The organism is Methylogaea oryzae (assembly GCF_019669985.1).
Taxonomy (GTDB): domain Bacteria; phylum Pseudomonadota; class Gammaproteobacteria; order Methylococcales; family Methylococcaceae; genus Methylogaea; species Methylogaea oryzae.
This window is the reverse complement of the sequence record NZ_AP019782.1, coordinates 1,428,400-1,450,886: the sequence shown is the minus strand read 5'-3', so window position 1 is coordinate 1,450,886 and position 22,487 is coordinate 1,428,400. Positions and strand designations below refer to the sequence as shown.

General features: G+C 63.2%; 18 protein-coding genes. 15 read left to right on the top strand and 3 right to left on the bottom strand.

What is annotated here, in order from left to right; translation table 11 throughout:
* Positions 1-648: 648 nt before the first annotated feature.
* From K5607_RS06785 to K5607_RS06775, 3 genes are all read right to left on the bottom strand, one after another.
* A complete protein-coding gene (locus tag K5607_RS06785) occupies positions 649-1,218 on the bottom strand; it encodes a Uma2 family endonuclease (protein ID WP_054773456.1) in 570 nt (189 codons plus the stop codon).
* A gap of 77 nt (positions 1,219-1,295) precedes the next feature.
* Positions 1,296-2,165, bottom strand: coding sequence for a ribose-phosphate diphosphokinase (locus tag K5607_RS06780; protein ID WP_343222977.1), 870 nt, complete (start codon positions 2,163-2,165; stop codon positions 1,296-1,298).
* The gene (locus tag K5607_RS06775; protein ID WP_221048604.1) at positions 2,162-3,721 is read right to left on the bottom strand and encodes a thymidine phosphorylase family protein; all 1,560 of its coding nucleotides are present in this window, start codon (positions 3,719-3,721) and stop codon (positions 2,162-2,164) included. The genes K5607_RS06780 and K5607_RS06775 overlap by 4 nt, the downstream gene beginning before the upstream one ends.
* 653 nt (positions 3,722-4,374) lie before the next feature.
* Between K5607_RS06775 and K5607_RS06770 the strand changes: the two genes are divergently transcribed.
* The 15 genes from K5607_RS06770 (at position 4,375) to K5607_RS06700 (ending at position 22,483) form a co-directional block, all read left to right on the top strand.
* Positions 4,375-4,956 carry a Pvc16 family protein gene (locus K5607_RS06770; protein ID WP_054773828.1) on the top strand — a complete coding sequence of 194 codons (582 nt, stop codon included), beginning with the start codon at positions 4,375-4,377 and terminating at the stop codon, positions 4,954-4,956.
* Entirely contained in the window at positions 4,953-5,741 is a 789-nt protein-coding gene (locus K5607_RS06765; RefSeq protein WP_054773827.1) for a hypothetical protein, read from the top strand. Before K5607_RS06770 ends, K5607_RS06765 begins: the two co-directional genes overlap by 4 nt.
* Positions 5,742-5,746: 5 nt before the next feature.
* Positions 5,747-7,426 carry a phage tail sheath family protein gene (locus K5607_RS06760; RefSeq protein ID WP_246598972.1) on the top strand — a complete coding sequence of 560 codons (1,680 nt, stop codon included), beginning with the start codon at positions 5,747-5,749 and terminating at the stop codon, positions 7,424-7,426.
* Positions 7,427-7,485: 59 nt separating this feature from the next.
* Complete coding sequence (locus K5607_RS06755) at positions 7,486-7,959, top strand: phage tail protein (RefSeq protein WP_054773826.1); 474 nt, start codon at positions 7,486-7,488, stop codon at positions 7,957-7,959.
* A gap of 6 nt (positions 7,960-7,965) precedes the next feature.
* Positions 7,966-8,448, top strand: a complete 483-nt coding sequence (locus tag K5607_RS06750) for a phage tail protein (RefSeq protein WP_054773825.1) — start codon at positions 7,966-7,968, stop codon at positions 8,446-8,448.
* Positions 8,449-8,467: 19 nt separating this feature from the next.
* A complete protein-coding gene (locus K5607_RS06745; protein ID WP_054773824.1) occupies positions 8,468-8,947 on the top strand; it encodes a phage tail protein in 480 nt (159 codons plus the stop codon).
* A 10-nt stretch (positions 8,948-8,957) separates the two neighbouring features.
* Positions 8,958-9,125 (top strand): DUF5908 family protein, encoded by a 168-nt coding sequence (locus K5607_RS06740; protein ID WP_217995003.1) that lies wholly within the window; start codon positions 8,958-8,960, stop codon positions 9,123-9,125.
* A 1-nt stretch (position 9,126) separates the two neighbouring features.
* Positions 9,127-9,840 carry a CIS tube protein gene (locus K5607_RS06735; protein WP_054773823.1) on the top strand — a complete coding sequence of 238 codons (714 nt, stop codon included), beginning with the start codon at positions 9,127-9,129 and terminating at the stop codon, positions 9,838-9,840.
* Positions 9,841-9,850: 10 nt separating this feature from the next.
* On the top strand, positions 9,851-11,497 hold the full coding sequence (gene vgrG, locus K5607_RS06730) for a type VI secretion system tip protein VgrG (RefSeq protein WP_221048603.1): 1,647 nt from the start codon (positions 9,851-9,853) through the stop codon (positions 11,495-11,497).
* 29 nt (positions 11,498-11,526) lie between these two features.
* The gene (locus K5607_RS06725) at positions 11,527-11,691 is read left to right on the top strand and encodes a hypothetical protein (protein ID WP_156302498.1); all 165 of its coding nucleotides are present in this window, start codon (positions 11,527-11,529) and stop codon (positions 11,689-11,691) included.
* 4 nt (positions 11,692-11,695) lie between these two features.
* Entirely contained in the window at positions 11,696-12,118 is a 423-nt protein-coding gene (locus K5607_RS06720) for a GPW/gp25 family protein (RefSeq protein WP_054773727.1), read from the top strand.
* 5 nt (positions 12,119-12,123) lie between these two features.
* Positions 12,124-12,561 carry a hypothetical protein gene (locus tag K5607_RS06715; protein ID WP_221048602.1) on the top strand — a complete coding sequence of 146 codons (438 nt, stop codon included), beginning with the start codon at positions 12,124-12,126 and terminating at the stop codon, positions 12,559-12,561.
* 9 nt (positions 12,562-12,570) lie between these two features.
* Positions 12,571-16,947, top strand: coding sequence for a baseplate J/gp47 family protein (locus K5607_RS06710; RefSeq protein WP_221048601.1), 4,377 nt, complete (start codon positions 12,571-12,573; stop codon positions 16,945-16,947).
* A gap of 66 nt (positions 16,948-17,013) precedes the next feature.
* Entirely contained in the window at positions 17,014-18,843 is a 1,830-nt protein-coding gene (locus K5607_RS06705; protein WP_221048600.1) for a tail fiber protein, read from the top strand.
* Between the two features lie 16 nt (positions 18,844-18,859).
* On the top strand, positions 18,860-22,483 hold the full coding sequence (locus K5607_RS06700; RefSeq protein WP_221048599.1) for a hypothetical protein: 3,624 nt from the start codon (positions 18,860-18,862) through the stop codon (positions 22,481-22,483).
* Positions 22,484-22,487 lie beyond the last annotated feature (4 nt).

The window sequence follows — 22,487 nt, the reverse complement described above, 5'->3', positions numbered from 1 at the left end:
CAGGAAGTTAAATTGCATCGCTAGCGCAACGTAACCCGTTGATCTGCCTAGCGGCAATGACAAACAAACTTCACGCGAAGCACTTACATTTGGTACGCCACCCCTCCGAGCCAATCGGCGATTTTTGGCGGGAGGATACGCCAGATCATTCTACCGCTCATTCGTCGTGCAGGGTTTAATCCCCGTTTGCCGCGCCGAGCACCGCAGCTTGAGCCGGGAATAACCCGCAGGGCCGCCGCACGGAAGCGGCGGGTTGGGCGTCAGGCCAGGGATGGCCTGTCGGCCAACTCCCGGCACAAGGGAGGAGCGCAGGGCACCGCGTTAGCGGCGCGGCAATCGGGTGTCCTTTCTTTTGGTTACTTTTCTTTGGACAAGCAAAGAAAAGTAACCCGCCCGTGGGTGCGGCTAACCCACATTCAAACCACTCGCCGCAGGCGCTCCTTAAGCAACCACCCACCTCGACACGATATAAACCCTCAATTCCACCGACCTAGCCGGACAGAACCGTCACCCCGGCAGGGAATGCCGGGGTCCATGGCCATGGATGGTGCACAACTGAGGCCGGTAACATCCCTGTCCCTGGATTCCGGCAATCCATGCCGGAATGACGGCGCGAAAAAAACGGGATTTAGCTCTACCCACAGCCCGTTACTCAGGCGTTGACTCCCACAAATCCCCCAACGAAAACCTCACCGCCTCGAACGGCGGCGCAGCGATTTCGTCGTTTTCCTGCCAGGCGCCTTGCAGCAGCCATTGGCCTTCGTGCAGACGGAACACTTCCAGGGTGCGCACGTTCGGGTCGGCCAGCCACAGCCAGGGCACGCCCTGGGCGGCGTAAATGGGCATTTTCAGCACGCGGTCGGTACGGGCGGTGGCGGGCGACAGCACCTCGCACACCCAGTCGGGCGCCAAGGAGAAATAGGCGTCGTTGGGCAGGCTGGGCATCCGCTCCCGGCGCCAGCCGGCCAGGTCCGACACCAGGATATGGTGGTCCAAATGCAGTTCCGGTTCGTCCAGTATCCACCAGCCGCCGGGGCCGCCGCGGCCGTGCTGGTAGGGATTGAAAAAAACCCCACCCAACGCCGACGCCGCCAGGGCATGCCTGGGCGCCGGGCGCGGCTGGGTGATTAGCTGGCCATGGATGATTTCGCCGATCAGGTTGTCGGGTAGATCGAACAAATCCTGGTAGCCGGCAAGACGCTGGGCGGGTTGGTTCATGGCGATGCCTCGGACGATTGGCGTTCGGTTGCCGAGCATAGCAAGCGCGGCCCTGCCCCGCCATGCGCCGGCGCGGGTTACGGCAAGCGCCGCACGGCGTCGGCCAGCAACGGCGCCAGTTGCACCACGTTGCTGGGGTGGGGAATGCTGTCGCTGCTGCCGATGCGGCTCACGCCGGCCGATCTCAACACTTCGAGGGCGTCGCCGACGAACAAGGCATGGGTTATCAGAGCATCCACCTCGCTGACGCCGGCGGCGATCAATTGCCGGGCGATGGCGGCCAGGGTGTGGCCGGTGCTGGCCATGTCGTCCGCCAACACCACCTTACGGCCGGCCAACGCCGCCTCCGGCAACTGTATGACCACGTCCCTGTCGCCGTTGCGCTGCTTGCTGGCGATGACGTGTTCCAAACCGCTGGCCGCCGCCATGGCGCCCACCCACTGGGCCGACTCTTCGTCCGGGCCGATCAGCAAGGCGTCGCGCTCCGCGGCCAAATAGTCACCGAACAAGGGCGCGGCGGTGAGGCACACGGCGTTGCCGGCGGGGACGGCCTCCTCCAGCCGGCTGACGCGGTGCAAGTGGGGATCGACGGTGACGACGTCGTCGAACAATCCGGCCAAAAAACCGCCGACGATGCGCTGGCTCACGGCTTCACCGGGATGGAAAGCGATGTCCTGGCGCATATAACACAGGTAGGGAGCCACCAGCGTCAGCCGCCGGGCGCCCCCCTGGCGCAGCGTTTGCGCCGCCAGCAGCAATTCGACCAGTTTGTCGTTGGGATGGTCCAGGCTGCGAAACAGCAACACATGGCCGGCGGCGGGCTGCGGTACGCATACCCGGCTTTCGCCGTCGGGGAAGCGGTGCACCGCGACCTGGGCGTACGGCAGGTCCAGCGCAGCGGCCAGGGCTTGCGCCTGTAACGCGGATTCGGAAAACCCCAGGATCACGGCTCGAACTCCGTAAAGTTGGAGGGCATCTCCGTGGCCTCGCCGATGGTGTAGCCGCTGTGCGCCGCGGTGAAATCGCGGGCGAAATCGAAGTTGGACTGGAATTCCGCGTGCACGCGGTACAGCGGCTCGCCTTTCTTCACCGGCTGGCCCAATTTCACGAACATGTCCACGCCGGCCCCCTTCGCCATGGGCGCTCCGGCCAGGCGGGCGGTATTGGCGAGCAAATAGTTGTCCACGCCGGTCACGACGCCGTCGCGCTCGGCGTTGACCTCGAAGGTCAGCTGCCCCGGCGCCATCGCTTGCTCCTGCACGCCCTGGGCCTGGATGATGCGGTTCATCTTGGCCAGGGCGCGGCCCGATTCGAGAATTTCGCGGGCGATGGCGTAACCCTGCCCGCCACGCACGTCCGGGTCGAATTCGATAATACGGCCCGCCATGCGCAGGGCCTTCTCGCGCAAATCCAGCGGCGCTTCGGGATCGTTTTGCAGCACTTGCATCACGTCGCGCGCCTCCAACACCGGCCCGATTCCCCGGCCGATGGGCTGGCGGCCGTCGGTGATGACCACTTCCATGCGCAAGTTCAAGCGGTCGCCGACGAATTCGAACAACTTGCGTAGCGCCATGGCCTCGCGCATGCGGCGCACCTTGGCGGTGGGGCCGACGGGAATATCCAGCAGCAAATGGGTGGCGCCGGCCGCGACCTTCTTCGACAGGATGGAAGCCACCATCTGCCCTTGGGAGTCGATGCCCAGCGGCCGTTCCACCGAAATCAGCACGTCGTCCACCGGCGCCAGCTTGGTGGTGCCGCCCCAGGCCAGGCAGCCGCGCTCCAAACGCACCAGCTTGTTGAGGGCGTCGGGCGACAGGGAAATGTGGGACAACACTTCCATGGTGTCGGCGGTGCCCGCCGGCGAGGTAATGGCGCGGCTGGAAGTCTTGGGGATCAACATGCCGTGGGCGGCGACGATGGGCACGATGAGCATGGAAGTGCGGTTGCCGGGAATGCCGCCGATGCAGTGCTTATCCGCCACCAACGGCTCCCGCCAGTTGAGCCGTACGCCGGTTTCGATCATGGCGCGGGTCAGGGACAGCACTTCGTCCCGATCCAGGCCGTTTTGGCCGGTGGCGACCAGGAAAGCGGCCATCTCCATCTTCGAATAATGGCTTTGAGCGATGTCCTGGGTAATGTTGCGATAGTCGGCCAGGCCCAGGCGCTCGCCGCTGATTTTGCGCCTAACAGCATCCATGGAAGCGGGCGGCTCGGCCTGTGCCACCCGGACTTCGGCGCCCTCGTCCGCGCCCAATTGGGCGAAAGCTTGCTCCGACAGGCCGAGCTCCTCGCAGCCGACGATGCGGTCGTCGTCGACCACGTTGAGCACCGCTTGAATGTGGCGGCCGTTGCAGCTCACCTCCACCTTTGCCAGCGCCTGGAATCCCTCGGCCCGGTAAACCGAACAATCGCGGCTGAGATAGGCGACGTTTTCCTTGTAGGTGTCGATATCGACCCGGCGCAGGCCGAGGCGGCTAAAGTGATGCCCGTTTTTTGTCTTCATGGGTCGTGCGCGAATCCGGTCAAATGGAGTAGTCCGGAAATCCTTCCAGCCTGAGGAAAAATAATAACACTCGATACCGACAGGGAACGCCGCATCTGGGCGGAAGCGGCACGCCGCGCCCCAAACGCCGCCGCGACAGGCCGGCGGAACCGCGAAACGGCCACGGCTCTAGACCCAAGGGCGATCCCGCACTGCAGGCCGCCTATTCATTGCGGTTTTCTTATACACCAAATCGCCTTGGCGGCATCGCTAACGCCAAAACACCCGGCGCGCGGGCGCAACGGATCGCCCCACACCGGCGGCGACAAGCGGGATGCAAGCCCGGCAAGCCGTCTAACCGCCGGAGAACACCGTTCCCCGCGGCCTCCCGCATTGATCCGAAGCCCCGCGAAAAAGAAGCCCGGCCAAAAAATGCGCGAGCATCTTGCATAAAGAAAATCTATGGATTTTAATGATGTCCGACGGCCGGCCGGCGCTGCTGCGCGACACCGGCCGCCGGGCGCATGCCGTCTGGATGCGCGCATCGTTTTACAGGTTACAGGGAAGTAGCAATTGGAACGGATATCCACCCACCGCCCCGCCCGATCTCCAGCCAGCCGCGCCAACGCCGCAACGCGCCGCTCCGCCTCGCTCCGCGCCGGAGCAACGCTGCCATGATCGGCAACACGCTGGTTTTCCTAAAAAATCGCCTGAACAACCACTTCCGGACCTTGGCCGGCGGCAGCCTGAACGACGCCTGGGAAGACAAGGTGGTCTTCATCGACGGCGACCAAAAACCCGATTCGATCGCTTTCAAGCTCGGCGCCGTTTCCCTGGTGTTATTCCACATCGAGCAGGAAAACCTGCTGCGTCCGGCAGATCCCTATGTGCGCGTCTCCGCCGAAGGCGTCGCAACGAAAGTTCAGCCGGATATTTGCCTGAACCTTTGCCTATTGTTCGTCGCCAAGTTCAAGGATTACGAACAAGGCTTGCACTATCTCTCGTCGATTATCCAGTATTTCCAAGCCAATAAACGGCTCGACCGACAAAACGCGCCGGAGCTGGATAAAAGCATCGACCATCTCGTCGTCGAATTCACCAGTCTTTCGATTTCGCAACAAAACGAATTGTGGGGATTGCTGCGGGCCGGATACCTGCCCTCCTTAACGTATAAAGTACGCACCGTGATCTTCCGCCAGGAAGGCGGCGCGCCGACAACGGCGGTTTCCGAGCAAATCCGTCGAGGCCTCTCATGAGATACCTGCCTTTATTGACGGTGAACTTGACCCACGGCTATTACAGCGACGGACGCTGCCCCGACTTTGTCGTCACCCCCGACGCCGCGACGGCAAAACTATTCCGAAACCACCGCTGCGTGCTGCGCCCCCGAGCGGACGGCCTTGCCGTTTATGTGCCGGTCGAGTCCGATACCAGCGCCAAGCCTTTCATCGCCTTTGCGGACAATCGCGTTTTTTCTTTCAATCTCCGCTTGTGCAACACCGAATTCCCTCTTTACACCGATTACACGGACTTGCCGAATAACTACGGCTTCCGCCTGAACGCCGAAGAATCGGCCCCCAGCGCCCCATTCGCGACCATCGATATTCCAAACGATTTCAATCCTCCGGCCTCGCCGCCAGCGGACATCAAAATATCGTTCAACGCCCAGCAGCTACGTTGGGCCTATTACCTGGTCGCCGACCAAACCCATGGCAAGGACTTCGCGATTATCGACGGCTTAGGAAAAACAGCATTCCAGCAAAGCCAGCCCCAATCCGAAGACCGTGTTGCGGCGACGCTGGCCGGCCAATACCCCAACGCCACGGTGCTGCGTTTCATCTCCAACGAGGCGATCCCTTGCCGGGAAATCGGCACGGACAAAATCCAACTATGGCTGGGCAAAAACCAGATTATCGAAAGCCTGCCAAACCCATCCTATCGAAACTTTCTTCAACTGGATCCGGAGACGGGACCAAAAGCAGCGGATGCGATTTTTCAAATCGTTAATTACATTACCAATAGCACATTGATGAAAGGGTAAACACCATGGCGATTTACAATACTCCAGGCGTATATGTCGAAGAAATACCGACGCTGGCCCCGTCTGTCGCCCAGGTGGCGACGGCCATACCGGTGTTTATCGGTTATACCCAGCAAGGCCCCAAGCTGACGCCGACCAGAATCGATACGCTGCTGGATTACGAAAGCCTTTTCGGCAAAGCCAATCCCAGCGCCTTTACCGTCGCAACGACCACCGACGCCAATACCAAAATCAGCAGCATCAACACCGTCACGCGCACGGACAGCGGCACCAATAAATTCCTCATGCACTACGGCTTGAGCCTGTATTTCCGCAACGGCGGCGGCAGCTGCTACATCGTTTCGGTGGGCAATTACAGCGGACAGCCTTCCAAAACCGATCTGGAGGCCGGCCTCACGCTGCTGGAGAAGGAAGACGAACCGACGCTGATCGTGCTGCTGGATGCGGTGTCCCTGCCGACCACCGACTACTACGATCTCTGCGTAAAGGCCTTGGCGCAATGCCGTAAGCTGGGCGACCGTTTCCTCATCGCCGACATTCCCGACGGCAACACCGACACTTTCCGCAGCAAGATCGTCGGCAACGACCTGTGCTACGGCGCTGCCTACCACCCCTATCTGCAAAGCACGCTCACCTACCAATACGTCGAGGACAACATCAGCGTCACCGACAGCGGCGCCGTCGCCCCTACCTTGTACCAATGGTCGTCGGACGATAAAGGCCTCACGGTGAGCTATTCCGGCGACAGCACCACGCCGACCGTCAGCATCGTCCTAGACACCGCCGATCAGCCGATCACAGGGAAAGCCGTCTTCAATACCGATACGGTGGCAACGCTGGTCATCACCATATCGTCCAAGACGGCGCCCAGCGGCGCGGATGTGGCCGGCGCGTGGAGCACCTGGAAGACCGCCAACCCCGGCGCCACCGGCGGCTTCGACATCCAGAAGAACGGGGCCGGCACGGCCAAGCTCGCCGCCACGGACCCCACGGTTTTGACCGCCAAGAGCGGCGGTGCGGCCGCCAGCCAGTCGCTGGCATCGTTGCGCACCACCAACACCTCGCTCTACAACCAGATCAAAACCGCCCTCAACGACCAGCGGGTGCAACTGCCGCCCAGCCCCGCGATTGCCGGCATCTACGCCAGCGTGGACCGCGACCGAGGCGTGTGGAAAGCCCCCGCCAACGTGGCCGTCAAATCCATCATCGGCCCCACCGCCAAAATCTCCGACGCGGAACAGGATCGCCTCAACATCGACGCCACCGCCGGCAAATCCATCAACGCCATCCGCGACTTCACCGGCAAAGGCACCCTGGTGTGGGGCGCCCGCACCCTGGCCGGCAACGACAACGAATGGCGCTACGTGTCGGTGCGGCGCTTGTTCATCACCATCGAGGAATCCACCCGCAAAGCCACCGCTTTCGCCGTGTTCGAGCCCAACGACGCCACCACCTGGCTGAAGGTGAAAGCGATGATCGAAAGCTACCTCTACGGCCTGTGGCAACAAGGCGCCTTGGGCGGCTCCAAGCCGGAGTCGGCCTATTTCGTCAACGTGGGCCTGGGCAAAACCATGACGTCCCAGGACATCCTCGAAGGACGGATGATCGTGGAAATCGGCGTGGCCGCCGTGCGGCCGGCGGAATTCATCGTCTTGCGTTTCTCCCACAAGATGCAGGAAGCCTGATCGATCTCAACCGGCGGGCACAGTCCCGCCGCAATTAATCAATCTTTGGAGCAACAGTCATGGCATTGAGCGCAGACGACATCAAGACCGCCTATCCCCTGCCCGTCTACAACTACCGGGTGGAAATCGGCGGCGAAGCGATCGCCTTTTCCGAAGTTTCCGGCCTGAGCATCGGCTACGAAACCACCGTTTACAAAGAAAGCCCCGTGGCCAGCGGCTCGGCCGGCCCACGCGTCATGCGCATGCCGGCCCAGCCGAAGGACGCCGTGGTGACGCTGAAAAAAGGTGTCGTGCGCGGCACCAGCGTGAAGGCGTTTTTCAGCTGGATCAACTCGATCCAGATCAACCAGGTGGAAAAGCGCGACGTCTACGTGCGGCTGTGCGACGAAAAAGGCGACGCGGTCATCAGCTGGAAAGTCATCAACGCTTTTCCCACCAAGCTGGACGCGCCCACTTTCGACGCCAAGTCCAACGACGCCGCCATCGAGAGCATGGAGCTGATGGGCGATGCCATCGTCATCGAGGAAACCTAAGGCCTTATGCCGCTAAGCAAAGAAGCCATCAAATCCAGCTACCCGTTGCCCGTCTACAACTATCGGGTAACGGTGCTGGACGACGGCGAACCCAGCGTCATCGCCTTCAGCGAAGTCTCCGGCTTGACCGTGGAGGATCAGCCGGTGGTGTATCGCCATGGGTTCAGCTTTGCCATGGGCATCAACATCATTCCGGGCATGCGGCAACCCATCCGCCTGACCCTGAAAAAGGGACTGATACGCAACGGCAGTTACCTGCAGGAGTGGCTGGACCGGAGTCACTCCTCGCCTGCCGCATCCTCCAGCAAGCGCGACATCGTCATCGACCTGTGCGACGAAAGCGGCTTGCCGGCCATCCGCTGGAACGTGAAACAAGCGCTGCCGGTGAAACTGGAAGCGCCGACGTTGGCCGCCAACAGCAACGATGTGGCCATCGCCAGCCTGGAACTGATCGCCGCGGACCTGACCGTGGACTTCCAGCCCACCTGACCCGGAGCAACGCATCCCCATGTCCTATCCTAGCGATCTATTGGGAACCTTCGGCGCCGGCCCTCCCCTGGGCTTTCGCTTCGGCGTGTTCTTTTTTTTCGGCGGGGTGATTCCCAATCCGCTGGACATCCGCTTCAGCAAAGTTTCCGGGCTCACCTCCACGGTGAACACGCAGACCTTGCAGGAAGGCGGGCAAAACCTATACGCCCACCGCCTGCCGACCGGCATCCAGTACGACAACCTGGTACTGGAGCGGGGCTTGGCGGTAGGGTCGCTGCTGGTGACCGAATTCAACGCCACCATGTCTTTGTTCAAGTTCAATCCGTCCAATGTCCTGGTGTCCTTGCTGGACGAATCCGGCATCCCCCTCAGCAGCTGGCTGTTCATGACCGCCTATCCGGTCAAATGGAGCGTCTCGCCCTTGGATGCCGACAGCAATCAGGTGGTGATCGAAACCATGGAACTGTCCTATCAACGCATGCAGTCGATCCGGATCTGACGCCATGCCCGTGGAAATTCGAGAATTGGTCATCCGCGCCGTGGTGGCGGAGCCGTCGGAAGGCTCGCCACCCTCCCCTTCGGAACGGGAGCCGGAACCGGCGCTGGACCAGAGCGCCGTCGTGCAGGAGTGCGTCAAGCAAGTGTTGAAAATACTGCGGCGCGACAGGGAGCGGTGATATGGCGCTGATCTCGTTCAAGCTGGAGAAGCTGAAAATCCGCGCCTACAGCAATCGCCGCCGCGCCCTGGGCGATTTGATCGGCACCTTCGAGACCATGTTCAACCCGGAATCGTTCAGCCAGCAGTACGCCATCGTCTACGGCAAAAACCAGGGCATGAACGCCTCCAACAAGAAGGTGGACTACGCCCGCAGCAAACCGGCGGAACTCAAGCTGAAACTGCTGTTCGACGGCACCGGCGTCCAGCAGATGGGCGTGCAGAATCTTCTCGGCAACAAAACCGTATCGGCGCGGGTGCAGGAGTTTCTCGACCTGACTTTCCGCATGAACGGCGCCATCCACGAGCCGAACTTTCTCGTGGCGGAATGGGGCGACCTGATTTTTTCCTGCCGGCTGGGCAGTGTCGACATCAACTACACCACTTTCGACCGCAACGGCAAGCCGCTGCGGGCCGAGTTGGACATGGTGCTGGTGTCCGACATGGAGGTCAAAAAGCGCATGGCGGTGGAGAACAAAAGCTCCCCCGACCTGACCCACGCCCGCATCGTCCGCAACGGCGATACGCTGCCGCTGTTGAGCAAGGAAATCTACGGTTCGTCCGAGCACTACCTGTGGGTGGCGCGCAGCAACGGCCTGGACGATTTCAGGAATCTGACGCCCGGCCAGCGGATTTTTTTCCCGCCGCTGCCCGGCGACGAAACAACGGTCCAGTAGCGCGCCGGGCATGAGCGTCGTCACCGTCACCATCCTCAGCGAAGGGCAAACCCTGGACCCGGGCTACGAATTGCTGTCGGTGGATGTGGTCCGGGAGCTCAACCGCATTCCCTACGCCAGCCTCACCCTCATCGACGGCGACGCGGCGCAGCGGACGTTCGCCCTGAGCGACAGCGGCTTTTTCGATCCGGGCAAGAAAATCGAAATCAAACTGCGCTACGAAGGCACGCCCAGCACCGACAAAACCGTTTTCAAAGGCCTGGTGGTGACCCACAGCGTCGAAGCGGAAGGCGACACCTCCACCCTGAGCGTGCGCATGAAGGACGCCGCCGTAACGCTGACCCAGGTGCGCAACAATCAACTGTTCCTGGACCAAAGCGACGACCAAGTGGTCAAGCAGCTCATTCAGAACCGCGGATTGACAGCCGGCAACATCGCCGCCACCCCGGTCAAGCACGCCGAACTGGTGCAATACGGCTGCAGCGACTGGGATTTCCTGCTGGCCCGGGCGGAAAGCAACGGCCTGGTAGTCAAGGTGGTGGACGGCACCATTTCCCTGGCCAAGATAGAAAGCGGCGGCGCCGCCAAGCGCAGTTTCGAATACGGCATCGACGAGCTGTACAGCTTCGAAATGGAAGCCGAAGCGGACGGCCAGTATGCCGCCGTCAGCAGCGTCGCCTGGGACAGCAAAACCCAGAAAATGACCCAGGCCAAGCAAGCCAAAGATGTCCAGCCGAACCCCGGCGACTTGGCCGCGAGCAAGCTCGCCTCCGCCATGGGCGGAGAAACCTGCCAGTTGGTCAACTCCACCCAGATGCTGCCGGAAGAACTGCAAGCCTGGGCCGACGCCACCCTGGCGCGCAGCCGGCTAGGAATGCTGCGCGGCCGTATCGCAGCCCCCGGCAGCACCGACGTGGAATTGCTCGACGGCATTGAAATCAAGGGTGTCGGCAAGCGCTTCAACGGCACGGCGCTGGTGAGCGGACTGCGCCATCGCGTCACCGACGAAGGCTGGATCACCGACGTGCAATTCGGCCTGTCGCCCGAATGGCTGCTGTCCCGCCCCGGCGCCGCCGCCAACGCCCTGCCGGCGGGCGGCCTGCTGCCGGCCATCGGCGGCTTGCACATCGGCCTGGTCACCACCATCGAAAGCGACCCGGACAACGAGTTCCGCGTCCAGGTGCAAATCCCCACCCTCGGGGATCAGCAAAATACCCTGTGGGCGCGCATGGTGTCGCCCGATGCGGGCAAGGACCGCGGCTATTGCTTCCGGCCGGAAGTGGGCGACGAGGTGGTCATCGGCTTCATCAACCAGGACCCCCGCCAGCCCATCGTCCTAGGCGCCCTGTTCGGCTCGGTCAACAAGCCGCCGCAGCGCTTCGGCGAACCGAAGGACGCCAACACCGGCCGGGGGATCGCCAGCAAAAAAGGCTCGTTGTTCGGCTTCGACGACGAAAAAGTCAGGATCTATCTGGAAACGCCGGCCGGCAACAAAATCACCCTGGACGACGACGCGAAAAGCATCGTGCTGGCCGACCAGCACGGCAATACCGTCACCCTGGACCAAAACGGCATCAGCCTGAAAAGCGCCAAAGACTTGAAGCTGGAAGCCAGCGGCAACGTCACCATCAGCGGCGCCAAGGTGGACGTCCAGTAATCCCCATCAACGCTAACGAGACAAACCCAATGAATCAGCAGGCGATCCCCCTGACGATGCGCCCCGAAGAAATCGATCCGGTGCCGAAAAGCCTGAGCCCGTTGGCTTTGATCGGGCTTGGCAACCTCATCGGCACACGCCGGGGCCGGTGGGCGCCTCGATTTAACGGCAGCATTCACGGAGCGGTGGCTTAAAACCATGGCCGGCAACCCGAACAACTCCTTCCTCGGCCAAGGCTGGAGCTTCCCGCCCAGTTTCAGCCAGGGCGGGCGCGACGTGCATCAGGTGAAGGACGAGGAGGACATCCAGCAGAGCCTGCAAATCCTGCTGTCTACCGCCCAGGGCGAGCGCTTGATGCGGGAGGACTTCGGCTGCGATTTGCAGCGTTTTTTGTTCGAGGAAATCAGCCAGAGCCTGGTCAACAGCCTGACGGGCATGATCAGCGACGCCATCCTCTACTACGAACCGCGCATCGCCCTGAACCAGGTCAACATCGATGAAAGCGAGGCGATGCAGGGGCTGCTGCTCATCAGCATCGATTACACCATCCGAAGCACCAACTCCCGCTACAACATGGTCTACCCGTTCTATCTCAACGAAGCGGTTAATCCCGGAACCTAAACGCCATGGCCGACTTCATCCTCATCGACGGCGACAAAGCCACCTTCCTGCCCACCTTCGGCGCCGCCGTGGTCACCGTGCAGCCTGGGGATTTGAAAGCCAGCGGCCCGGCGACCCTGAACGGGAAAAAAGTCTGCGTGGACGGCGACGAAACCCAGGTGTCCGTCCCGGGATGCAGCTACCTGACGCCGCAATACTCCATCCCGGGCACCGGCACGTTGAAAATCGCCAGCCTGGCCGTAGACCAGAAGGCGACAAAAACCAACAGCGGCGGCAAGGCCGTATTGCTCAAAGGCGCGGCTACGTTCACCGCCAAATTCGAAGTGCAAAGCCCCGCACAACAGCCGCCGCCGGGCCCCGGCTCGCCCATTCCTGACCCGACGCCGCAGTACTCGGGATTCGGGATGTTCACGACCACCAACACGCTGTTCCAGGGAACCTAAAGCCGCGCCATGGCAAAATCCACCATCACCACCGCCGACCGCGACGGAACCAGCCAGTCCGGACGCCAACAGCAGGCCCTGCAGCCGGGCTACGTCGCCATGGACGAGCACACGCTGCAGGACTGGCTGCGCTTCGCCCAAGCCTATGCCAAGGAACTCAAGTACTACGGCCCGGACGACACGGCGGCAGGCGACTGGCAAGGCTTCCTCAATCCGGACGAACTGGACGAGTCCGACTTGGCCGCCTGGCTGCAACAAATGGCGGACTTCGCCGACCGGCCGGAAGCCTACGCCGATGCCGGCGACGACAATCTGCAACGGCCCCACTTGATCCTGTTTCTGGTGTTCCTGCAATTGCTGCGGCAAGTGCAAGGGCGCCTCAACGACATCACCCGCCGGCACCTGGACTTCTACTACCGGCGCTACTTGCAGCTACAGCGAAAGCCGGCCGAGCCCGATAGCGTGCACCTCTTGATCGAGCCCTCCAGCCGGGTGGCGCAGGTCCTGCTGCCGGCCGGCACCGCCGTGGATGCCGGCAAGGACAGCCAGGGAAACGCCCTGGTCTACCGCACCGACGGCGATTTGGTCGCCAATCACGCCCGCATCGAGCGGCTCAGCTCGGTGTACCTGCACCGCCAGATCACCGGCATCCGCGAAGCCCGCGAGCAATACGCCGGACCGAAAAACGAAGCGGTCGTGGAGATGCTGAAAATCCCCTTCGGCGTACCCGCACCGGGCGACGACATGCCAGCCTATCCGCCGCTGAACCAGGCGGTGGACTTCCCCTTCCTGCAACTCTTGCAGTCCATGCTGGCCTTCATCGACAGCGGCTTGTTCCTGTCGCTGGAGGAGTTCCGCAGCCTGGTGCAGCTCAAACAGCGGCGCGAGCAGGCGGACGGCGAATGGCAAGAAATCAACGACATCCTGGACGCGGCCGGCAAGCAACGCAGCGGCGCCGGCTTCACGCTGGCCCCGGCCGACCCGCGCGACTTCGACGCCAACCTGACCAAGGCGGTGGGCGTGCTGGACTTCAAAGGCCTGCCGGAAATCAAGAACGTCTACGAACTGTACGACCAGCGCACCCGCCAGGATGCCCAGCAGTTCATCGCCGACAATTTGTACATGTCTTACGACCAATTCGTGCGCATGATGCAGATCAAAGTCCGCATCGACAACGAATGGCGCGAAATCAACACGCTGCTGGAGCGGGCCGGCCAAAGAAAACGCAACGACCCGAAATACAGCCTGGGGCTGACGGACCCAGCCTCGCCGGCATTCTCCGCCAACTTCACCGCCGCCCTGGGTACGCCGGACTATACCCCGTTCCAGACCATCCGCCCCATCAGCGATCTGGACGAGCTGTATGCCACTTTGCTGGAACTGGAAGGCTATTTCTTCATGCCCGGCGAACAGTTTGCGGACATGATGGACACCGCCGGCCAGGAAGCGGCCCCGCCCCAGGACTGGGACGAGGTCTATGCCAACCTGGCCGGCGCCTATCAGCAAAAAGTCTACGCCGCCCGTCGCCAGGCGCTGCGGGCGCTGCTGCCGGACAATCCCACGCCGGACCAGCAAAAAGCGGCTTTCGAGAACATGCTGCGGCTGGTCCTGGCCGCCCCGCCGACGGAGGACGGCGCCCTGCTGTTCAACCGTCTGGCCGATTACCTGCCCCCGGACCAGGACATGGCCCTGCTGCAACAGGCCGCCGATGGCGTCCCCCTGTCAGCCGACGACTGGGACAAGGTCTACGCATTGCTGGAGCTGGCCTGGCGCAACCGGTTGGGCAGCGAGCCGGTGGCGCAGAAAGTGGAATGGCTCAATCTCTATGCCCAGGCCGACGCCACCAGCGTGTCTGTCGCCAGAGAGGGCGATTCGCCGCGCTGGCGCACCTTCGGCCAAGGCCAGAACAGCGACGCATCCGCTCCCGCTCCGGCGCCGACCTTGGGCTGGGCCGTCAGTTCGCCGCTGCTGTGCCTGAGCCAGGGCCAACGCACCGTCACCCTGACGCTGGGATTCAGCGCCGAACAGTACGATGCAAAAAAGATCGCCGCCGTGCTGACCCAGGCGTTTCTGGTCCAAGTCAGTTCGGCCAAAGGCTGGCTGACACCCGGCAAGGCGACCGCCCAGCTGGTCGATTATCCCGACTCGCCCAGCCAGCCGAAACTCCCGGCGCCCCTTAAAGCCTTGCAATGGCGTCTGGAATTCGATGAAAGCGCTCCACCGCTGGAGGCCTACGCCGACACCGGTATCGGCGGCAACCACTGGCCGACCCTGCGGCTGATGCTGCAGCCGCGGCTGGAAGCAGCCAACGGCGGCAGCCGCTACGTCACCGACTATCCGCTATTCCAACCGCTGGCGGTAGAGCAGGTCCTGCTGCAAGTGGACGTGGTCGGCATGACCCAACTGCCCATGCAAAACGACGAAGCGGCGCTGAATGCGGCCAAGCCCTTCGCCCCTTTCGGCAACCAGCCGGCGGCCGGCTCCCGCTTTTATTTCGGCCACCCGGAACTGTCCGCCAAGCCCTTGAGCAGCCTGACGGCCCACCTGCAATGGATGGGCTTGCCCAGCAGCGACCTCGGCAGCCATTACCAGGCTTACGACGCCGGCATCAAGGACAACACGTCGTTCAACGTCAAGGTCTGCCTGGTGGACCGCCGACTGGAGCTGGAGCTGGACGCCGCGGCCAAGCTGTTCGAAGCCACCGACGCCGGCCTCCCCCACGCCGTCGCCATCGCCGATGTCCCGGCCAGCATCCAGGGCAGCCGGCCCGGCTATGTCTACCGGGCCGACCTGTCGCCCGCAACGGAAAGCGACATCAAAAGCTGGAACCGTTATTTGCTGTGGGAACTGCAAGGGCCGGACTTCCAGCACCACACCTACCCCACCGTTGCCGGCGCCAAATCCATCGCACTGGCGGCGGCCATCGCCGCCGGCAGCAAAGACCTGCAAGCGGCCGCTTATCAGGTGAATCCACCCTATACGCCGAAACTGAAAAGCCTGAGCCTGGACTACACGGCCGCGGTGGAAATCGCCATGAACCGCCATCCGAGCGGCGGCGCCGACCAATTGTTCCACCTGCATCCCTTCGGCTACGCGGAAGTGCAGTCCGATCCGGCCAGCGGACGCTACCCGCTGCTGCCCGGCTACGACAACGAAGGGGAACTCTACGTCGGCTTGAGCGGCGTGGAACAGGGGCAAATTCTCTCCCTGTTGCTGCAAATGGCGGAAGGCAGCGCCGATCCGGATCTGCAACCGGCGCCGGTGCAATGGAGCTACCTGAGCGGCAATCAGTGGCGCAGCCTGCACGACGGGCATCTGCGCAGCGATGCCACGCGCGGCCTGCAAGGCTCGGGCATCGTGGAATTGCAAACGGTCGCTGCGGCCGCGCCCAACACACTGCTGCCGGGCCAGCTTTACTGGCTGCGGCTGACGGTGCAGCAAGGCTGCGACAGCGTGTGCGACGCCGTCGACTTCCACCCCCAGGCGGTGCGGGCGACCTTCGTCGACCAGGGCAACGCACCCGATCACTTGTGCCAGCCCTTGCCGGCGCGAACCATCCGCAAACCGTTGGAACCCATGGCGGATATCGCCGCCATCTCCCAACCCTATACCTCCTTCGGCGGCCGGCCGGCGGAAGAGGACGCCAGGTTCAACACCCGGGTGAGCGAACACCTGCGCCACAAGAACCGGGCGCTGAGCCCCTGGGACTATGAACGCCTGGTGCTGGAACGCTTCCCGCAAATCTACAAGGCCAAGTGTTTGCGGGGGGAGCCCACTTCCCTGGCGGACAACCTGGGACGGCTGGACGTGGTGGTGATTCCGGACATCCGCCATCACCTGCCGTTCGACCCGTTCGAACCGAAAGCGCCGGCCAGGCTGCTGGCGGAAATCCAGGACTTCCTGGCGCAACAGGCGCCGCCGTTCGCCGATTTGCGCGTCGCCAACGCCCACTACCTGCCGGTCAAACTGCGTTTCGCCGTGCGCTTCAGCGAAGGCTGCGATCCGGGCTTCTATAAACAGCGGCTCAACGAAGAGCTCAACCATTATCTGTCGCCCTGGGCCTACGACAAGGGCGAGGACGTGGTCATCGGCGGAAAAATCTACGCCAACGCCATCATCGATTTCATCGAACGCTGCGGCTACGTGGACTACGTGGCGCAGTTCAAGCTGTTCCTCGGCGACGAAAAAGGCGAGAACTTCAGCTGGATCGTACCGCCGCCGGAGGATTCCTACGAGGGCTACGCGGTGCAGGCCGAGCGGCCCGACAGCGTGCTGGTCGCCGCCCGCCAGCACGAAATCGATTTGATCACGGAAAACCGCTTCGTCGACCAGGAGTTCACCGGCATCGACTACATGAAAGTGGAACTGGACTTTATCGTCGGCTAACCCCAAAGCAACAACCGCCCAGCCATTACATCGCAACCCCGCTCAATCACGGCCGGAGACATCAGCATGGACATCAAAAAAAGAAACCGCTCGGAACTCAAATCCTATTTCGTCAAGAACAGCATTCCCACCGAGAGCAACTTCTCCGATCTCATCGACGCAGGTCTCAACCAGAAGGAAGACGGCATCGCCAAACCCGCCGGCGACCCGCTCAGTATCGAAGCGGCCGGCGATGCCAGCGGCCTGCAGAAGCTGGTCAATTTCTACGCCAGCTTCCAGGACGCCAACCCGGCCTGGACCTTCCAGCTCAACCCGCGCAGCGATGCCGGCAATCCCGCCACCGCCAAACCGGGGTTCTGCCTGAGCAACGGCCAGGGGCAAGCGCGGCTGTTTATCGACCAGAACACCGGGAATGTCGGTATCGGCACCATTACCCCCAGCCGATCGTTCGACGTCAAAGCCAACGCCATCAAACTGGGCCTGGAAGGCAACGGCGGCGGCCAACTGATCCTGGCCAACAACCGGGACGACAACTGCGTTTACATGGAGGCATTCAGCAAGGACGGCACCGGCCACGCCTCGGAATTCCTGTTGACCGGCAGAGCCGCCGAAAACGTCCCCAAACTCAGCCTGCGCGCGGATACCACGACCATAACCGGCAACCTGGGCGTCGGCACCCAAGTGCCGAAGTCGTCCCTGGAAATTCGCAAAGACGCCAGCGGCGCCCTGGGGCCGGTGCTCACCTTGTCCAACAATGCCGGCTCCGCCGGGGCCGGCACCGCCGTCGATTTCAACACCTACGACGTCGGCAACAACCCGCCCAGCGTCAGGATACAGACCCAAGACGACGGCAACTACTCCGGTCACCTCTTATTCCTGAGCAAGGAAAACGGGGCCGCCAACAAGCCGCTACGGGAAAGGCTGCGAATTCTATCCAACGGCAAAGTCGGCATCGGTACGACGGAACCGCGCACGGCGCTGGACACCGGCAGCGGCGTCATGAGCGGCGCGGCCAACGACTATCAGAAGGCCCAGTTCAGCCTGAGCGGCGGCGGACTGGTCACCTGGGGCGGCCCCGGCGGGCGCTTGAAATGGACGGCGCGTTTCATCGGCATTTCCATGGAACGAACCAAAACCTTCGCCAGCGGCTATGTGGACATCGTCTGCCCCACCAACCCGGCCTTGGTCACGGCCTTCGACGGCTCGCAACGGGTGGACGCCACCCTGGGCATCCAGTTGAATCATTGGGAGGCCCTCTACGCGGTGCATGAAGTCGGCGGCGACAACAGCAAAGTGACCTTCCAGATCGTCGTCTACAACTCCGGCGTGTTCCACGCCCCCAGCAACTGGATCCTGGTGGCGGTGGTCAACGGCGACGACAACAGCATCAAGCTGGGCACCGGCACGTCCATCGGCAAAGACAACAGCTATGCTGCTGCCGTGGGCAACGGCCTGCCGAAAGGGGCCATCATCATGTGGTCGGGCGATACCGCACCGGCAGGCTGGGCCCTGTGCGACGGCCAAAACGGCACGCCGGACCTGCGCGGCCGCTTCGTCCTGGCTGCCGGCGCGGCCAGCGGCTTGACGGCGCGCAAGCGCGGCGACGTGGGCGGCGAGGAAAAACACCTGCTGAGCCAGAACGAAATGCCCAGCCACACCCACGGCGTCAGCGACCCCGGCCACTACCACAACTGGACAGGCTCCCGGCAAGAAGCCGGAACCGACGACCACAACAATACCCAGGAATTCTCCAAGGGCGATGCAGGCCGCGCGGATACGGTCAGCAAAAATACCGATAGCAGAGCCACCGGCATCTCCATCAACGCGGCCGGCGGCGGCGCCGCACACGAGAACATGCCGCCGTTCTATGCGCTCGCCTTCATCATGAAACTGTAAGCACAGGGCAAATCCTATGGCATCGGACGATATGGCCGCCGGCCAGACCGCGACGCTCCCCGCGACAGCCGCCAGCCTGGACTATGCGTTCCTGCGCCAGCAAGGCATGCGCTGGCTGGAGCGCTTGGCGGCTAACTCGGACTGGACCGACTTCAACGCCCACGACCCAGGCATCACCATCCTGGAGCAGCTGTGCTATGCCCTGTCGGACTGGGCCTACCGCATCGATTACGACCTGCCCGACCTGCTCAGCCGCGACGGCGAGGACACCTATGCCAGTCTGTTCAGCGCCGACCTTATCCTGACCAGCCGCCCGGTCACCTTGCTGGACCTGCGCAAGCTGGCCATCGACGTGGACGGCGTCAAGAACGCCTGGGTGGAGACGCTGGCCCAGCCGCAGCCGCTGCTGTATTACCGGGAGCAGGACGCCCTGCAAGGCAACCGGCTCATCGGCTTGGACGACAGCAACGGCGCGCGAGCGGTCGGACTGAAAGGCTTATGCCGGGTGCTGCTGGAAAAATCCGAGGCGCTGGACAAGGACGGCAACGCCATCGTCGCAGACGTGACCAACCGGCTGCACGCGCAGCGGGGCTTGAGCATGGATTTCGAATCCATCCAGGTGCTGGACACCCAGGACATCCAGCTGCACGCCAGCATCGAAATCGCCCCGGACGCCGATGCGGAAGCGGTGTATGTAGGCGTGCTGCAGCGCATGACGGACTATATATCGCCCACCGTGCCGTTCCACAGCCTGTCGCAGTGCCTGGAGCAAGGCAAGTCCATCGACGAGATTTTCGACGGGCCGCTGCTGCGGCACGGTTTCATCGACGACGGCGCGCTGCGGGGCATGCAGCGCAGGACCGCCCTGCAAACGTCCGAACTGCTGCGGGAGATCATGGACGTGGCCGGCGTGCGCATGGTGGAACACCTGGCGTTCAAGACGCCCGCCGGCTTGAAGAATTGGTCGCTGGACCTGGAAGCGGACAAAACCCCCAAGCTGGATGCGCGCAACACCACCCTGCAGTTACGGCGCAAACAACTGCCGGTGGTGCTGGACGAGCCCGCCTTGCTGCAACAGCATCTGGACAATGTGCGCCGCTCGTCCGCCACTGGCCGGCCAAACGGCCAGCCAGGGCCACGGCCGGCCCCGGGCCGCGACCGCAACGTCGCCCGCCACTACTCGCTGCTGCACCAGTTTCCGGCGACCTACGGCATCGGGCCGGCCGGCTTGCCCGGGACGGCCGGCGCCGAGCGGCAAGCGCAAGTCAAACAACTGCAAGCCTATCTGCTGTTCTTCGACCAGCTGCTGGCAAACGGCTTTGCGCAACTGTCCCACGTGCGGGACTTGTTCGGTTTCGACGACCGGCTGCCGCAAACCTATTTCGCCGGCGCCATCGACGCCGCCGACCTGAACCTGGACAGTCTCTGGACGCAGCCTGACGCGCAAGCCCGCCAAAGCCGGTTGCAGCGCTTGCTCGAATCGCCCGCGGATGCCGCCCCCGTCGATTGGGAGCGCAAGAACCGCTTCCTCGATCACCTGCTGGCGCGCGTTGCCGAGCAATTGCCCGGCAACGCCTATGGACAGGCGGAAGACGGGCAGGACAACGCCGCGCCCATCACCGCGGATCAAAGCATGGCGCAAGCCAAGCAGGTGTTCCTGCGCCACTACCCCGAGGCCAGCAGCCGGCGCGGGAGCGGCTTCAACGCCCTCCTGGAATGGAACGAGGACAATGTTGCCGGCCTGGAACTGCGGTTGCGCTTCAAACTGGCCATCCCGGCCTGGTCCATGGACGACAGCCGCGCCGAAACCGAGCGCTTCTACTTGCTCGAACACCTCTTGTTGCGCCCCATCGAGGCCGACCGCCAGCAGCAAGGCCCGCTGCTCGCCGAAGCCGCGGCGCCCGATCCCTACTCCCTGCAGGTCAGCTGGGTATTCACCGCCGCGCCCGCCCGTTGCCAAACGCCGGAATTCCGCCAGTTCGTCGCGCAAACCGTGCTGGAGGAAACCCCGGCCCATCTGCGGCCACAGATTCTTTGGCTGGAAGACGCCGACATGCGCACATTCGAAAGCGCGTACCGCGACTGGACGCTGCGGCAGTTGGCGTTGCGCCAGTCCGGCAGCACGGACCAGGCGGCGGCCATCGGCCTGCGCGACGCCCGCGACCGCCTCATCGACCTGCTGGCTATCGGCTACACCTACCCCTTGCGGGATCTGCCCATTCCCGAACTGACGACGGTGGCCTACAACGTCACCGCGCAAATCGTGGTGGAATACAGCCAGATCGGCGTCAGCTACCGCTTGTGCGACAAGGAGCACAAGTCCCTCAGCCCGGAAGTCAAAGCGCTGGGCAACGGCGGCCCACTGACCCTCACCACGCCGCCCATCAAGGAAGACCGAACCTTCACCATCGAGGCCACCAAGCTGCACGGCAAGACGCCGGCGGTCTTCCTGCGCCAGTTGGCGGCCGTGAAAGTGGGCCTGGACACGACCCTGACGGCGCAAATCGTCGGCGCCGCCCTGCTTTCGCCCAGCGATACACCTGCGCCGGCCGATGCCCGCATCGTCGACTACGGCGCCGGCGTGCAGGTGGAAATCGAGCTCACCCAGGAAGGCGTGGATTACCAATTGGTTCGAGTGGACGGCAAGAAAGAAACCGTACTGTCCGCCAGCGCACGCGGCAACCTGGGCGCGATCCTGCTGCAAGCCGACGGCGTCACGGAGGATTTCGACATCCGCGTGCGCGCCACCAAAACCTTCGACCCGTCCGAGCACAAGCCCACCCAGACCAGCCTGCTGGATGCGGTGCTGCCGTTGAAAGTGCGGGCCAATCCGGCAGCGGCCGTGACGGTGGCGGCACCCATTCTGGTCTACGGCGGCAGCGCCAGCGTCGCCATCGACAAATCGCAAGCCTCGGCCAACTACCAGTTGCTGCAACGCGCTATCGCCGACGCGGAATTCATCCATGGCGGCACGGACCCCAAGGCGATCAAGGTTGCCGTTGCCGGCCAGGCGGACGTGCTGGTGCGCAGCCCGGCGACGTCGGACGGTTTTGCCGTGGTGGGCACGGCGCAGCCCGGCAACGGCGGCAAACTGACACTCGCTTGCGACGGACTGACGGCCGACACGCTGCTGGTGGTGCAGGCGCAAAAATCCCACGCAGTGGCCGACAAGCCGCCGGTAACATCCACCGTTACGCTGAACCAGGCAGCCGCCGCCCTGGTGCGCCCCGATCCGGCGGTGGCGTTGCGGCTGCACGCCCAAGCCGCCGACGGCGTGCTGGCGCAACCCATCGAAGTATCGGGCGGCCAACCGGGCGTGTTCTACTACTTCGCCGCCTCCGCCGACGGCAAGCCGCTGGCGGCGCCGGTCTATTTCCATCAGCACGACCGCCTCGACCCGGCGCAAAACAAGGGTATCGGCCAGCTGCAAGTGGGCGTGGACCTGGTAGTGACGCCGCCGCTGCAAGCGGCGCGGCAGCAAGCGCAGCCGGACCTGTCGCGCCTGCCGCCGGAAGCGCCGCAGCTGGATGCGAGCGGCCTGAAAACCGACGGCAAGCTGTGGATCCACGCCGTGAAGGCGCAAACCGGCCTCGATGCCGGTTTCGAACGCACCCTGGCCGAGCTGACGGCCTCGGGCTGACGCG